6 protein-coding genes are annotated in these 17,191 nt (G+C 44.0%); 3 read left to right on the forward strand and 3 right to left on the reverse strand.

Annotated features, from left to right (window positions below; genetic code table 11):
* The first annotated feature begins 5 nt into the window (after window positions 1–5).
* The 3 genes from Q3A68_RS19035 to Q3A68_RS19045 all read left to right on the forward strand — a co-directional run bounded on the left by Q3A68_RS19035 (window position 6) and on the right by Q3A68_RS19045 (window position 5,666).
* Window positions 6–608 (forward strand): phosphatase PAP2 family protein, encoded by a 603-nt coding sequence (locus Q3A68_RS19035; protein WP_302902713.1) that lies wholly within the window; start codon window positions 6–8, stop codon window positions 606–608.
* A gap of 1 nt (window position 609) precedes the next feature.
* Window positions 610–3,171 (forward strand): BamA/TamA family outer membrane protein, encoded by a 2,562-nt coding sequence (locus Q3A68_RS19040; protein ID WP_302902714.1) that lies wholly within the window; start codon window positions 610–612, stop codon window positions 3,169–3,171.
* A gap of 125 nt (window positions 3,172–3,296) precedes the next feature.
* Window positions 3,297–5,666 (forward strand): GAF domain-containing protein, encoded by a 2,370-nt coding sequence (locus Q3A68_RS19045; RefSeq protein WP_302902715.1) that lies wholly within the window; start codon window positions 3,297–3,299, stop codon window positions 5,664–5,666.
* A gap of 24 nt (window positions 5,667–5,690) precedes the next feature.
* Here Q3A68_RS19045 and Q3A68_RS19050 read toward each other — a convergent pair whose 3' ends face one another.
* From Q3A68_RS19050 to Q3A68_RS19060, 3 genes are all read right to left on the reverse strand, one after another.
* A complete protein-coding gene (locus tag Q3A68_RS19050; protein ID WP_302902716.1) occupies window positions 5,691–6,224 on the reverse strand; it encodes a CAP domain-containing protein in 534 nt (177 codons plus the stop codon).
* 163 nt (window positions 6,225–6,387) lie between these two features.
* Window positions 6,388–7,296, reverse strand: coding sequence for a PorP/SprF family type IX secretion system membrane protein (locus Q3A68_RS19055; RefSeq protein WP_302902717.1), 909 nt, complete (start codon window positions 7,294–7,296; stop codon window positions 6,388–6,390).
* A gap of 20 nt (window positions 7,297–7,316) precedes the next feature.
* Complete coding sequence (locus Q3A68_RS19060; RefSeq protein ID WP_302902718.1) at window positions 7,317–17,171, reverse strand: MBG domain-containing protein; 9,855 nt, start codon at window positions 17,169–17,171, stop codon at window positions 7,317–7,319.
* Window positions 17,172–17,191: the final 20 nt, after the last annotated feature.

The following is a 17,191-nucleotide window of genomic DNA, read 5'->3' on the forward strand; positions in this document are numbered from 1 at the left end:
TATTTATGCGATTCATCAGATTCTATATCACAATTATACTGCTGCTGTTTTGCGGACCTGGGCTTTTTGCCCAGAATCTTGATGTCGATATATTAAAGACAATCAACCCTGAGCACCCCGATTCGAAATACTGGTTATACACAAGTAATTCCCTTTATTATATACCGGCAACCATCTCGTTGGGACAATTATCGTACGGAATTTTCCAGGGAAGTGGCTTAACACGTAACCGCTCTTATGAAACATTAATTAGCATCGGAATTAGTGGCATAATAGGAGAAGTGCTAAAATATACAATTAAGGAGGTGCGGCCTTCTACGCGATACCCCGGTGTCATCTTCGCTAATAGCGACACAAAAGACCCGTCTTTCCCCTCCGGTCATACACTGGTGGCCTTTGCGATGGCAACTTCATTGGCATTGGAGTATAATAAATGGTATATAACCGGGCCGGCATTTTTATGGGCTGGGTCGGTAGGATTCTCAAGAATGTATTTGGGCAAACATTATCCCTCAGATGTTTTAGTAGGTACGATATTAGGAATAGCAAGCGGGGTTGTTAGTCACCGTTTTAGTATCAATGTTTTGAAAAGCTATAATATGAAATAACATGAAGAAGATCATCCTTATCCTTTTGATTATGTTGCCCGGTCTGTTGGCCAGGGCACAAGACGACATCAAACCTATCACTCAGGATAGTATTGTGGTGAAAGTACATGCTCAATATGATAAAGTGAGCGGGATGCACCGGTTCTTCCTGGGTGAGGGCTATCGCAAAGAGTGGGGAATGGACGTAAAGTTGCCTGTTTTCCGGATATCCGAAATGAAGGGCGGACTTACGCCCGAACGAAAGGGTGGTGGGTTCCAGACCACTTCACTAAGGTTGATCGACCCGACCGGAAAGGAATGGGTATTGCGGAGCATCGAAAAAGATCCTGTAAAAATATTGCCATTAGAGCTTCAGCAGACTTTTGCCCGCGAACTATTTATTGATGCAATGAGTGCACAGCATCCTTTTTCAGCATTGATCGTGCCACCCATGGCCGAGGCTGGCGGTATTCCTCACGCTAATCCTGTAATTGGTGTGGTTTCACCGGATAAAGCGCTCGGGAAATTTCTGCCTTTACTGGTAAACAAAGTGTGCTTATTTGAAGAAAGGGAACCAACCGGAAAATCAGATAATACACTGGAAGCTGTGCAGAACATGACGGATGATAATGATTACTCGTTTGATGCGAAAGCATTTTTGAAAGCAAGATGTCTGGATGTTCTGATAGGAGACTGGGACAGGCATGACGACAACTGGCGCTTTACCAAAGAGAAGGACGATAAGAAAAGGATATATAGGCCTGTACCCCGCGACAGGGACCAGGCATTGTATTTGAACACCGGTGTGATCCCCTGGCTGGCCTCACGTGATTGGATAGGACCTTACCTGCAAACTTTTGGTGGTAATATCAGGGATATACGTTACTCGCTGATCAATTCACAATGGTTTGACAGGTTTCCCTATAGCCGCATCACTTATGCCGAATGGATGAAAGTGGTTAATGACTTTTGCGCCGAAGAAACCGATGCAGTTTTGGAAGATGGACTAAAAAGGCTACCCAAGGAGGTATTCAAGTTAAGGCATGATTGGTTATTAAGTCAGCTAAAAGAGAGACGGAGTAATTTGCCCACAGCTTTTTCCTGGTATTACTACTTCTTTAATAGGATAGTTGATATGCGTGTGAGTAACAAACATGAATTAGTGACTATTAAGGATGCGCCTGACAATGGACTAAGCGTAGTAATTAATAAGATCAACAAAGATGGAGATGTGAAAGATGTTTTGCTTGATTTTACCTTTGATCCGAAAATTACCCAGGAAATAAGATTTTATATGGGGGCAGGTAACGATAAAATTGTGTTGAACAATAGCAAGTCGCCCATCAAGCTAAGATTTATCGATAGTATTGACCATAAAGAATATCATATTGAAAAATCGGCAAACACGGTGGGCATCTATGATCAATCAAAAGAAAATTTAACGCTCACCGGCGATGCCTCGCGGGCAAGCCTGCATATCTCAAAAGATAGTGCAAACACTACTTTTTTGCCTGTAAATCTAATTCATGTATGGGCTCCTTTAGCCAATGTCCAGATAAATAAAGACGATGGCTTTTTACTGGGATTGGGCTTTAGATATACAGGTAAGGATGGCTTCCGCACAAAGCCATACAGCCAGATACAGGAGTTGATGGTGACGCATTCATTCTCCACCCAGGCTTTTGATCTAAAATATCATGGCGAATGGATACATGCCATCGGTAACACGGACATATTGATCGACGCGAATGTAAAAGCGCCTAACAATACCATAAACTTTTTCGGTCTGGGTAACGAAACATCATTTGACAAAACAGGTGATTATGTAAGATATTACCGTACACGTTTCAATACTTACTTGCTCGATCCTGCATTAAGATGGCGAAATGAAAAGGGTTTTAGCGTTAGCATAGGTCCGTCATTCCAATATTATCATTTTAATCCCGGAGAGAATGTTGGAAGACTTATAGAAAATACCTCCCTCATCCATTCATACGACAGTCTTACCATCGCAAAAGATAAGATTCATCTGGGAGCAACAGCACTTTTGATTGATGACAGACGAAACAATAAACTATTGCCCACAGAAGGGAGTTATCTGAATATTAAACTCCAAAGTATGGCAGGCTTAAATAGTTATTCGAGGGGCTTTACCCAAATAACCGGCGAAGCAGCGTTTTATGTTCATTTTGCAGATACGGTGGTCACCCTGGCGGACAGGATAGGAGGCGGAGCCACTTTTGGTGACGCGGCGTTTTACCAGTCATTATTTTTAGGTGGACAAGGAAACCTGCTGGGGTACCGGGCCTATCGTTTTGCAGGTAAGGCTATGGCCTATAATAATTTTGAAGCGCGAATTAAACTATTTTCGATTGCCAGCTATGTGTTACCCGGTGAACTTGGCTTAACTGGCTTTTTTGATACAGGCAGGGTATGGACCGATAATGACCGCTCGGATAAATGGCATGTGGGCAATGGTGGCGGCATCTATTTTATGCCGGCGGGACTGACGTTATTCCAGGTTGTGGCAGCACACTCAACAGAGGGATGGTATCCGTATTTTTCCTTGCTGTTGCGATTTTAGCCGTTAATTGCTGGTTGTGTTTTACAAAAGACATTTTACATTCATCTGCTTGTCAGAAACTTACAGGCATATAATCGACTGGCTATTTTTTATATAACTTTGGTGATACAGAACCTGTAGAAATTATGCTGTTGCCACAATTTTTTGATAACCCATTTCAGATAAGGCTCTCGTTTCACAAGGTGATAGAGCAACTGGAAGAGACTGCTCGCGATAGCGAGGGGGCCAAAAAATTACTGGACCAGGTGAATGCGCACCCAGAATTGAGAGATGGGATTACTGATATATCGCAGATAAAAGAGAATGAGCTTCTGATCTCGAGGTTACTGACGCCGCTGTTTCCGCCTTTATTGAGCTATAATGAAATAAAAGGGGTAAGTATCCCGTACCAGGGGTTGATATTTAACCAGACAGAAAGGTTCCGGAATATTCTGAAAGCGGCAGGGATGTCTTTTGACATGAATATCCGCGACTTTAACGATCACCAGTTTTACGTTGGCAGTTGCTGCATGATCCTGAACCAGTTTTATGGTACTGAACTGGATTTTTCCAAACCGCTTTTTTACGATATACCCACAGCGGATGGCATTGTAAAACATTACCGTATATTGTACAATGCCGATTTTATTGAAGTTGTTCCCACTGAAAAAGCTATTAAGTTAACAGATGCCGATATCAAGCTTCTGATCGATAATTATGATGACCTGGCTCTGTGGAAGCAAAAATTCCCGGCAGGAAGCTGGATACTCAAAGGCTTTGCCCTTGTCAGTTTGTTTGACGCCACGACCGAAAATGCGGTAGCTATATTAAAAACAAGCCTGCTGTCAGATAAGGCAGAGCCAGAGATGCAGAATATCATCGACTCAGCTTTCAGGTCGATATTTAGAATACCTGACCTGCGCATAGGGTTTACCGCATTTGACAAGGCTGAGGGTAAGTTCAGCACCAGGGTATTTGGGAAAGAAATACGCAGCTTTTTATTAACAGATAAGGATGAAGGTGAGTGTCACGAAATTCTTTCAAAAGCTTCTTATCAAAGCCTGATCAATGAACACGAGTATTATGCTGTATCTGATGTGGCGGAATATTCGGCCAATGATCCGTCAAACCTTAGGGCAGCCCGGCTAAAGGATCAGGATATTGGAAGTTTTATCCTTGCTCCATTTATCAAAGATGGCGTTTTGCTGGGAATATTGGAACTTGTTTCGTCTAAGGTGAATGTTCTGAACAGTGTAAACGCACACCGGTTGGAAATTGTGATGCCTTTTTTTGTTGAAACTATCGACCATAGGATAAAAGAACATCAAAACAAAGTAGACGCAGTCATACAAAAAAATTACACTAACATGCACCCGAGCGTCAATTGGAAGTTCAGGCGCGAGGCTAAAAATTATATTTACAATCTTAATCTGGGATTGGCTTATAACCTGAAAGAAATTGCCTTTAAGGATGTTTATCCGCTTTACGGAGAAGTTGACATAAAAAACTCGTCGGTGACAAGGAATCTGAGTGTTAAAAATGACCTCAAAAATCAACTCAACGGGCTGATTGTTTTACTGGAGCAGCTCGAACTGGGAGGCGCAGTAAAAGGTTCTGAACAATATCTGCCGGATCTGCAGAGGCTTCTTAATGAACTGTCATTGGGAATTAAAGCAGATACAGAGCAAAATGTCCTTCATTACCTGGAAATAAATATATATCCCCTGTTTTCAAAAGTACAGGGCTCTTTTAAAGAGGATATTGAGGCATATTTTAAACATGCTAATCCATTGACAGGGGACTTCTATGCCAATCGCCGCAATTATGAAAAAACGCTGTCGCTGGTAAATGAAAAACTGATTACTATCCTGGATGAGCGCCAGGCTGAGATTCAGAAACATTTTCCGCATTATTTTGAGCGCTTTAAAACTGACGGCGTTGAACATAATGTGTATATCGGTGCTTCGATAGCTCCTGAAAAAAAATTCGATGTTGCCGATTTGGAGCGTTTGCGCCTCTGGCAATTGCTGGTTACTGCCGAAATGGAAATAGAGCAGCACCGATTGAAGCATATATTGCCCTATCATCTCGGCGTAACATCATTGATATTAGTATTCAGTGCGCCGATCGCTATTCGCTTCAGGATGGATGAAAAGCACTTTGATGTAGACGGTGCCTACAATATCCGTTATGAGGTAATCAAGAAACGGATTGATAAGGCTTATATAAAAGGAACCCGCGAACGTATAACCTCGGAAGGTACCATAACCATCGTGTATTCAAAAGCAGAAGAACAGGCCGAATATGGCCGATATATTCGTATTCTGCGGTCGGCAGGTATACTAACTTACAAAGTGGAGCATCTTGATGTGGAAGATCTGCAAGCAGTATCCGGACTAAAAGCGCTGCGTGTTGGGGTAGCCTATGAAACCAGTAGATTCCTCTCTCAGGATTTTTCATATGACGGCTTATATCAGGAATTACTCGATCCTAAAAAGTCCCGGGTTGCTGTATAAAAGTCAGCAGTCAGAAATCAATTATTACTTTGCGCCGAAATCCTGAGTCCAATAGGTGCTCGCTTTAGCAGCACCCATTTCTTTAAAAGAGGCATTCATAATATTTTTGCAGTGACCTTCACTTTGCAGCCAGCCGTTAAAGACAGCTTGTTCTGTAGTATAGCCGTATGCAATATTCTCTCCAAGCGAACGCCAGTTCGTATACCCGGTTGCCGTAATACGATCGCTAAAAGAGGTACCATCGGATGAATTATGGGAAAAGTTACCTGTGGTATTCATATCCTGACTATGTGCTAAAGCAGCGGCAGCCAGTACATCGTTCCAGGTTAAAGGTGCAACTGCCGGCATTGCCGTTGTGCCGCAAGTACAACCGGTTGCACGGACATTATTCACCATTTGCAGCATAGCCGCATTATCCAAACCTGTTGCTACATTGCTATTATTAGATGTGCCGCCTGTGGTATCAGTTTTGTTTGTCGGTTTTACATCAGATGAGTTTTTCTCGCAGGAGAAAAAACATATCGCCGCACATATCCCAAGGTATAATAATCTCTTCATCCCGTTGCACTTTTACTACCGGCCGACCGGTATGTAGTTAATTAATTATAGAACGTAATTGTTTGACTTGATGTTATAGTTAATAAGAACAATGCCTGAGAAAATAAAAAAAGCCTTTCGTGATAAAAGGCTTTTAACATCAGATTAGATAAATGATTATTACTTACAATAGTTTAGGAACCAGGTTGGTACCGAAACGATAGGTCAGGGTAACTTCGTGTATGGAGTTATTAAAACCACCCAGGTTACTTGACGATGTGCCAAACTGGTAGCTATATCCTAATTTGAATGAATTCATATTAATAGATATGATCCCTGCAGCTTCGTTGTCAGAACGATAGTTCAAACCAACCCCAAGCATATCTTTCAGGAAGATAGTACCCGATATATTAGCAGTAACTGGTACGCCATTGGCGTAGGCTACCATCGCAGCTGGTTTTAATTTAATGCCGTCCGCAATTTCCGTAATGAAGCCTCCCGAAAAATAATAGTGGTTTCTGAAATTAGTATTGTTTTGTACGCTGGCTGTACCTAATCCTGTAATAGTTAGTTCAGGCATCGACAGCCCCACGAAATAATTATCGCTGTAATACATTATTCCAAAACCAAGATTAGGACGGGTTTGGCGGACATCATCTTTAAATTGCGGATCGGTAGGGGCGAGCGTTGAAAAACTAGCTCTGTAGCTTTTTATACCTCCACTTATAGATACCGCCAGAAAATCCGCATCACTCATTTGTATGGATTTGGCAAAGTAGGCACTGAATTGAGTGTTTGATTCGATTGCAAACTGATCATTCATCACCAGCAAACCGGATGCACCGTTAATTGACTCAATTGGCAGATTGCCGTTAAAAATGAAGGTACTCGGCGCTCCTTGAATACCGACAAACTGTTTGCGAACCAATGCACTTACAGATCCGTTTTTATCAAGCATTGAATAAGCCTGGTTAAAAGGGGTCAGGTTGTCCATGTACTGGGTATAGCCGAACTCCTGTTGCTGCTGGGCCCTGAGGCCCAGCGCAAATCCCAGGAATAGAAGGCAAATACCCCACTTTTTGATTGCTTTCATATTACAATTCTTTAAGTTCATTAATACTTGATGATAAAGTAACCTGTCTTACGTTTCACCTCACCGCTCTTCACTTTGTACTCAATCATGTAGAAGTAAGTACCAGGCTGCTGCATTTGCTTAGTGATATTTGAATGCCCATCGAACACTTTGTTCACGTTGTCGTACCCGGTCATTTCATAAATGGTTGTACCGTTTCTGTTCATCAGCATTACCTTGTTATCAGGGTAGCTTTCGATGTTATCAATGTGCAATACATCATTTATACCGTCACCGTTTGGCGAAACAGCTTGCCTTACTGAAGGCTCATCAACTGGCACATACGTTTCATGCAACGGATTGTTCACCGAGATGATACTTGCAGCCTGAGGGTTAGTAATAGTCAGTGTACCCTGTACATAAGTGAAGCTATAATTTGCTGCAGCAGCGCCACTTGCCGTGATCGGATAATTACCGGCAGGTGAACTTATTGTCGCGGTAGTAGTCACCGTTGGCTGAGTGGTCAGTACTGAGTTTGTTTGTCCATTCACAAAACCACTGTAGCTCACAGTCAATGGAGGGTTAGCAGTGCCCTGAGTTTTGGTCTTGTTATTAGCTGTGATGGTCAATGGAGCTTTATTAACTACTATATTACCATTAGCGTAAGTAATTGTATAGTTCGCAGCTATAAATGTGCCGCCTGTCGCTAAAGATGGAATAACCGAACCTGTGTAAGTGCCTGCTGCCGCTGTTGCTGCCGATCCGGTGCCATAAGATATTGTCACTGATCCTATAGTTTGTGAATTAACTAAACCAGTTGCAGTGAATGCCGTCGAACCAGCGCCTCCGGTCAGGGTTGCTCCGTAAGTCTTATTCACATTATTGGCCGTGATGGTCAGCGGAGCTTTGCTTACAGTTAAGGTACCGGAAACGTAGGTAATGTTATAGTTTGCCACCTTAAATGTGCCGCCGGTTGCGGAAGATGCGGTTATTGCGCCAGAATAGGTGGCTGGCGCTGACGTTGCAGTTGCACCTGCAGTGTAACTGATAGTTACACTGCCAATAGTCTCGTTATATACAAGCCCAGTTGCAGTAAAGGCTGTCGAGCCTGCGCCACCTGTCAGAGTTGCCCCATAAGTTTTGGTTACATTATTAGCAGCGATAGATAGAGTGGCTGGTGTTACTGTTAAGGTTTGCGATACACTGCCTGATCCGTTACTTGCAGTAATGGTTGATGTACCTACACCTGTGATATGGATATTACTTGATACAATAGTTGCAACTGCAGTGTTGCTGCTTGTATAAGTTATAGTACCTGTACCCGTTGCAGTGCTTGTTGCGCCCGGACTGAAATCAGCTGCACCATAAACTTTGGATGGAATAGGATTAAAGGTTATGTTACTAGATGATGTTATGGTCAAGGTACCCTGTACATAGCTGATGTTATAGTTTGCCGCAGCAGCGCCACTTGCTGTAATAGGATAAGTACCTACAGGCGAGTTTTTGGTGGCGGTAGTAGTCACTGTTGGCTGGGTAGTCAGTACAGAATTTGTCTGACCGTTAACAAAACCACTGTAGCTTACTGTTAATGTTGGATTATTAGAGCCCTGAGTTTTGGTTTTGTTATCGGCAGTAATGGTCAACGGTGCCTTGCCAACAACTATGTTACCACTATTATAAGTGATGTTATAGTTGCTTGCAGTAAATGTACCACCTGTAGCAGCTGATGGAGTTACCGAACCGGTATAAGTACCTACAGCCGCAGTAGCTGCAGAACCGGTACCATAAGCGATGGTTACACTGCCAATGGTTTGCCCATTAACTAGGCCTGATGAAGTAAAGGCAGTTGAGCCAGCACCGCCAGTCAGGGTTGCGCCATAGGTCTTGTTTACATTGTTAGCAGTTATGGTTAAGGCTGCAGCACCTACTACGATATTACCACTATTATAAGTAATGGTATAGTTACTTGCAGTAAATGTACCACCTGTAGCAGCTGATGGAGTCACCGAACCGGTATAAGTACCCACGGCCGCAGTAGCTGCAGAACCAGTACCATAAGCGATCGTTATACTGCCAATAGTTTGCCCATTAACCAGACCTGATGAAGTGAAGGCAGTTGAGCCAGCACCGCCAGTCAGGGTTGCGCCATAGGTCTTGTTCACATTAGTAGCTGTGATAGTCAAGGCTGCAGGTGTTACAGTTAATGTCTGCTGCAGACTGCTGGTACCATTGCTGGCTGTGATAGTTGAAGTACCAACACCAACGATGTGGATATTACCGGATACAATGGTTGCAACTGAAGTGTTACTGCTGGTATAAGTAATTGAACCAGTGGTAGTAGTTGCACCAGGGTTAAAGTCAGCTGCACCATATACCTTAGATGGAATTGGATTAAAGGTTAGGGTGTTAGCTGCTGTTACTGTCAATGTACCTTGTACATAACTGATGGTATAGTTGGCGTCAACTGCACCACTTGCAGTGATAGGATAAGTACCTACAGGCGAGTTGGTAACAGCCGTAGTAGTTACCGTTGGCTGAGTAGCCAGTGCAGTATTAGTTTCTCCATTTACAAAGCCGCTGTAACTTACGGTCAGTGTTGGGTTAGCAGTACCCTGCACCTTGGTCTGATTATTAGCAGTAATGGTCAGCGAAACAGGAGTCACCACGATATTACCGGCATTGTAAGTAATTGTGTAGTTAGCTGGGGTAAATGTACCGCTTGTAGCAGCTGATGGTGTTACCGAGCCGGTATAGGTGTTCACGGCCGCATTAGCTGCCGAGCCTGTACCATAAGCGATGGTCACGCTGCCGATAGTCTGGCCATTAACCAGGCCCGATGAGGTGAAGGCTGTCGAACCAGATGCACCGGAAATTGCCGTGCCATAAGCCTTGTTGACGTTGTTAGCTGTGATGCTCAATGCAGCAGGGGTTACGGTTAATGTCTGTTGCAGACTGCTGGTGCCATTGCTGGCCGTGATGGTTGAAGTTCCAACGCCAACAATATGGATATTGCCGGACACTATTGTTGCAACAGAGGTATTGCTGCTTGTATAAGTTATAGTACCCGAACCTGTTGCACCAGGATTAAAGTCGGCAGCTCCATAAACCTTAGATGGAATAGGGTTAAAGGCCAGACTACTGGTTACTGTCAAAGTACCCTGTACATAGCTGATGCTATAGTTAGCGCCCACTGCGCCACTTGCCGTGATAGGATAAGTTCCTGCAGGCGAACCGGTAGTTGCAGTAGTAGTTACTGTTGGCGCAGTGGTCAGGTTTGCCTGGGTATCGCCATTTACAAATCCATTATAGCTTACAGTTAATGGTGGATTTGCAGCGCCCTGAACCTTAGTCTGGTTATCAGCAGTAATAGTCAATGCAGCTTGTCCTACAGTTAAGGTGCCTTGTACGTAGCTGATGCTATAATTAGCACTTGCCGCACCACTTGCAGTAATAGGATAAGCACCCACAGGCGAACCTGTAACCGCAGTTGTTGTAACTGTAGGCGCCGTGGTTAGGTTAGCCTGAGTATCACCATTTACAAATCCGCCATAGCTTACAGTCAGCAATGGATTAGCCGAACCATAGGATTTAGATTGATTGTTAGCAGTAATAGTCAATGAAGCCTGACCAACAGTCAGTGTACCTGCATTGTAGGTAATACTGTAATTGTTGCTCGCTGCGCCACTTGCTGTTATAGGATAAGTGCCTACAGATGAGCTTGTAGTGGCAGTGGTGCTAACTGTTGGCAGCGTAGTTAAATTAGCCTGGGTATCACCATTTACAAATCCGCTATAGTTTACTGACATGGATGGGTTAGTAGCGCCGTAAGTTTTCGACGCATTATTAGCCGTAATAGTCAGTGAAGCAGTTGTTACAGTCAATGTTTGTTGCAAGCTGGTCGTGCCATCATTAGCCGTGATACTTGAGCTGCCAACGCCTACGATATGGACATTGCCAGACACAATTGTCGCAACAGCTGTGTTGCTGCTTGAATAGGTTATCGAATTCGAACTTGTTGCCCCTGCGTTAAAGTCAGCTGCACCATAAACCTTAGACGGTATCGGGCCGAACGCTAAAGGAGTACCTGTTACGGTCAACGTGCCTTGTACATAGTTGATGCTATAGTTATTGCTATAGGCACCACTTGCTGTAATCGGATAAGCACCGATAGGCGAATTAGTAGTAGCCGTTGTGGTTACTGTAGGCGGAGTAGTTAAGCTGCTTTGGTTATCACCATTTACATATCCGCTGTAGCTTACAGTTAACGGAGGATTAGCAGACCCCTGGGTCTTGGTTTGATTATTAGCTGTAATAGTCAAGGCAGCAGGGGTTACTGTCAAAGTACCTGCGTTGTATATAAAGCTGTAGTTAGGATCTACCGCACCACTTACAGTGATAGGATAAGTTCCTGCTCCGGAGCTTGTGCTTGCAGTAGTGCCTGCAGTTGGTAGAGTAGTTAAGCTACCCTGGGTATCACCATTTACAAAACCACTGTAGCTGATGGTTAATGCAGGATTAGCAGAGCCATAAACCTTAGTCTGATTATCAGCAGTCATGGTCAATGCAGCCGGGGTTACAGTCATCGTACCTGCAGTATAAGAAATACTGTAGTTTGAAGCTACTGCACCGCTCACAACAATCGGATAATTGCCAATTGGCGAGCCTGTGACTGCAGTGGTGCTGATGTTTGGTAAGGTGCTTAAGTAAGTCTGATTCTCACCATTTACAAAGCCACTGTAGGTTATTGTCAATGGAGGATTAACTGAACCATAAGTCTTCGCATGGTTGTCAGCAGAGATTACCAATGCTGCCTGCCCTACAGTTAAAGTACCTGAATTGTACGAAATGGTATAGTTAGCACTTGCTGCACCACTAACATTTATAGGATAAGTACCCACAGGTGAGTTAGTGGTGGCCGTTGTGGTTACAGTAGGCGGAGTAGTTAAACTTGCCTGGGTATCACCATTTACAAATCCGCTGTAGCTTACAGTCAATACAGGATTAGCAGAACCATAGTTCTTAGATTGATTGTTTGCGGTAATTGTCAACGCTACCGGCTGCACCATAATACTTGCGGTATTATAAGTGATAGAGTAATTGTTAGCGTTAAATGTCCCGCCCGTAGCCGCAGATGGTGTTACTGATCCGCTATAAGTACCTACTGATGCTGAAGCTGCTGCTCCTGCGCCGTAAGTGATAGTTACACTACCGATATTTTCGCCATTAACAAGGCCGAATGGAGTGAAGGCTGTTGAACCAGCGCCACCGGCTAGTGCAACGCCATAAGTTTTGGTAACATTATTGGCTGCTATCGTCAACGAAGCAGGGTTTACGATCAATAACTGTGTTAAGCTGCTCGAACCGGCTGTTGCAGTGATTACCGAATTACCAACACCAACGATATGAATGTTACCGCCTACGATAGTTGCCACAGCAGGGTTACTGCTGCTATAAGTTATCGATGATGAACTTGTTGCTCCCGGATCAAAGTCGGCTGCGCCGTAAGTTTTAGCCGGGATAGCGGCGAAGGTCAATGGAGTATTAGTTACCGTTAATGTACCATTAGCGTAAGCAATAGAATAGTTAGGATCTACAGCCCCGCTCACAGTGATAGGATAAGTTCCTGCAGGTGAGTTGGTAGTTGCTGTAGTTGACAATGTCGGCGCAGTTGTTAAACTTGCTGGAGTATCACCGTTCACAAAACCACTATAGCTTGCAGTTAATGTTGGGTTAGGACTACCAGCTGCCTTAGTTTGATTATCAGCCGAGATAAACAACGCTACCTGGGTAACAATCATGGTGCCTTGTAAATAATTGATGGTATAGTTAGGACTATATGCACCACTGGCAGTTATAGGGTAATTACCCACAGGTGAACTGGTAACTGCTGTTGTTGCAATAGTCGGCTGTGCTAACAAACTTGCCTGGGTATCGCCATTCACAAAACCGCTGTAGGATACAGATAGAGCGGGATTTGGCGAACCATAAGTTTTAGCCAGCGTATTTGCTGCAATGGTAAGTGTAGCCTGGTTAACAGTTAATGTACCGTCAAAGTAAACGAAAGTATAGTTAGGATTTACCGCACCGCTCGCTGTAATAGGATAAGTGCCAACTGGAGACGCTGCAGTAGCCGTAGTTGTGGCAGTTGCAGGGGTAGTCAGACTGGTTTTGGTATCGCCGTTTACGAAGCCGCTGTAAATCACTGTAAGAGTTGGGTTATTTGCACCATAAATCTTCGACTGATCATTAGCTGTTACAGTTAATACAGCCGGATTGATGGTTAATGTTCCCGGAACGTACACGAAAGTATAGTTAGGATCAACCGCTCCGCTTGCAGTAATAGGATATGCGCCTGCAGGCGATGTAGTAGTCGCAGTAGTAGTGATTGTAGGTCTGGTAGTCAGATTGGCCCTTGTCTCACCATTCACGAATCCGCTATAGCTTACAGTCAGTGTTGGATTCGCAGTGCCATAAGTTTTGCTCTGATTGTTTGCAGTGATTGTTAGCGTAGCAGGAGTTACAGTTAAGCTACCGGTATTATAAGTAATGTTATAATTCGGATCAACTGCACCTGTAGCAGTAATCAAATATGAACCGATAGGTGAACTTGTGGTAGCCGTAGTAGACAGCGTAGGCAAGGTCGTCAGGCTGCTTGGTGTATCACCATTAGCAAAGCCGCTATAACTTGCTGTCAGCGTTGGTACAGCTGCACCATAAGTTTTACTCAGATTATCAGGAGTAATAACCAGGTTAGCCTGATTGATACTTAATGTACCCGGAGCATAAGTAATGGTATAGTTTGGATCAACAGCGCCACTGGCAGTAATAGGATATCCTCCTACCGGAGAGCTTGCAGTAGCAGTAGTTGTAACCGTAGGCTGAGTAGTCAGGTTTGATGAATTATCACCGTTAACAAATCCACTATAGCTTACAGTTAGAACAGGAATACCTGCGCCATAAACCTTGTTTTGATTATTCGCAGTAATAAGCAAGCCAACCGGGGTTACTGCCAATGTACCTGGGACGTAATTGAATACATAGTTTGAATCTGCAGCACCACCAGGTGTAAGTGTATAATTACCAACCGGAGATGCGGTAGTAGCAGCGGTTGTAACTGTAGGTTGAGTGGTCAGGTTTGCCTGAGTGTCGCCATTTACAAATCCGCTATAGGCAACGGTAAAGGCAGGATTGGCTGTACCGTACGCTTTTGTCTGGTTGTTAGCTGTGATCGTCAGTGTAGCCTTACCTACTGTTAACGTACCTGCAACATAACTGATAGCATAGTTAGGACTGGCCGCGCCACTTGCCGTGATTGTATAATTACCGATTGGCGATGATGTGGTTGCAGTAGTGGTGATCGTTGGCTGAGAGGTCAGGTTAGCCTGAGTGTCACCGTTCACAAATCCACTATAACTTACTGTCAGGGCAGGGTTGGCTGCGCCATAATTTTTAGACTGATTATTAGCCGTGATGGTCAATGTTGCCTGGCCTACTGTCAACGTGCCGCTCACGTATGTAATGCTATAGTTAGGATCCACAGCGCCACTTACTGTGATTGGATAAGTACCCACAGGTGAGCTTGTAACAGCTGTAGTACTTGCAGTAGGCTGTGTGGTCAGATTTGCTGAAGTTTCACCATTTACAAATCCGCTATAGCTTATAGTCAGCGCCGGATTGGCTGAAGCATAAGTTTTACTTTGATTATCAGCTGTAATGGTAAGAGGAGCCTGGGTTACAACCAACGGCTGAGTAACAATAGTACTTCCGTTATTCGCAGTAATGTTGGTAGAACCCGGAGCTACAACATGAATCTTGCCGGATACAATAGTTGCAACGTTAGTATTGCTGCTGGAGTAATTGATTGTCGCTGCGCTTGTAGCACCCGGATCAAAATCAGCTGTACCATACACCTGTGAAGCAATAGGATTAAATGTTAATGGTACTGCGTTAATGGTTAAAGTACCACTAACATAGTTGAAAGTGTAGTTCGAGTCAGCAGCGCCACTCACAGTAATAGGGTAAGTGCCCACTGTTGACAATGATGTTGCAGTAGTTGAAGCGGTTGCCTGGGTGGTTAAGCTATTTACATTGTCACCATTTACGAAACCGGTATAGGTTATTGTCAACGGTGGATTAGCATCGCCATAATATTTAGATTGGTTATCTGCTTTAACTGCCAGTACCACTGGGGTAACAGTCAATGTGCCTGGATTATAACTGATGTTATAGTTTGGATCTACGGCGCCTGCGGCTGTAATAGGGTAGTGACCTATAGGAGAAGTCTGATCTGCAATTGTTGTAACTGCAGGAGGAACAGTTAAGCTTGCAGCGGAATCACCATTTACAAAACCGCTGTACGATGCAGTTAATGTTGGCAGTGTAGCTCCATATGCTTTAGTTTGGTTATCTGCAGTAATTACGAGCGATACAGCATTTACAACCAGATTACCAGGGATATAACTGATAGTATAGTTTGAGTCTGCCGCCGCGCTTGCAGTAATAGGATAGCTGCCTACCGGCGATGCCTGCGTTGCTGTAGTAGTTATTGTAGGCTGAGTAGTTAAGTTTGATGAATTATCACCATTTACAAATCCACTATAGCTAGCTGTCAGAGCAGGGTTCGCCTGGCCGTAGTTTTTAGATTTACCGTCAGCCACGATGGTCAAAGCAGCAGGAGTGACAACTAATGTCTGACTTACTGTACTGCTTCCATTATTGGCAGTGATAGAAGATGTGCCTACAGACTTAATATGAATCTTTCCAGAAACTATGGTTGCTACCGAAGTATTGCTGCTGGTATATGTGATAGTTGCAGCACTTGTAGCTCCCGGATCAAAGTCAGCAGTTCCGTATACCTGAGAAGGGATACTATTAAATGTGATAGGAACAGCATTGATAGATAAAGTACCGGCAATGTAATTGAATGAATAATTGCTGTCTACAGCACCGGTAACTGCGATTGGGTAACTGCCTACAGGTGATCCTGCAGTTGCAGTAGTGGTTATTGATGGTTGTTCAATAAAGTTTGCAGAACTTTCACCATTTACAAAGCCACTATAACTAGCTGTCAATTGTGGAATCGGATCGCCATAAGATATGCTCTTATTATCAGCCGTTACTGTTAATAATGTTTGCCCTACAGCATCTGTTCCGTTTACATAACTAATAACATAATTCGAAAGATTAGTCCCCTGCGCAGCAACTGGTGCTGATGGAACAATAGGATAATTGTTAACCGGAGCAGAAGCTGGGGTACCGGCACTTACTAGTGTAACTGTATTAATAGCGTCACTATTCTGAAGACCGGACGTTGTGAACTCCGTGCCTGCAAAGTTTTGTGTTGCGCCATACACCTTTGTTGCATTATTGGCTGTTACAGTCAGAAGCGCCTGCCCAACGGCGTTTGTACCATTTACATAATTGATATGGTAGTTAGACAGGCCAGAGCCCACAGCAGCGGAAGGAACAATGTCATAACCACCCACAGGTGCGGTAGCAACACTACCCAAACTAGTTAAAGTTACACTGGTAACTGCGTCAGAGTTCTGCAGGCCAGAAGTTGTAAACTCAGTACCGGCAAAGGTTTGCGATGCACCAAATACTTTGGTCGCATTATTAGCAGTAATAGTCAGAGTAGCAGAATCCACGGTCAGCGTACCATTCACATAGCTGATATGGTAGTTAGACAAACCAGAGCCCACCGCAGCAGAAGGTACAGTAGCATAGCTGCCAACCGAAGCTGAAGCAGCAGCGCCATCACTGGCCAGGGTTACTGAATTGACCGCATCCGAGTTGAGTAGACCTGAAGTCGTAAACTCTGTGCCTGCGAAAGACTGAGCAGAACCATAAGTCTTATGATTGCTGTTAGCAGTAATCGTCAAAGTAGCAGAATCCACGGTCAGTGTACCATTCACAT

This window comes from Mucilaginibacter tolerans (assembly GCF_030519375.1).
In the GTDB taxonomy this organism is placed as follows: Bacteria; Bacteroidota; Bacteroidia; order Sphingobacteriales; family Sphingobacteriaceae; genus Mucilaginibacter.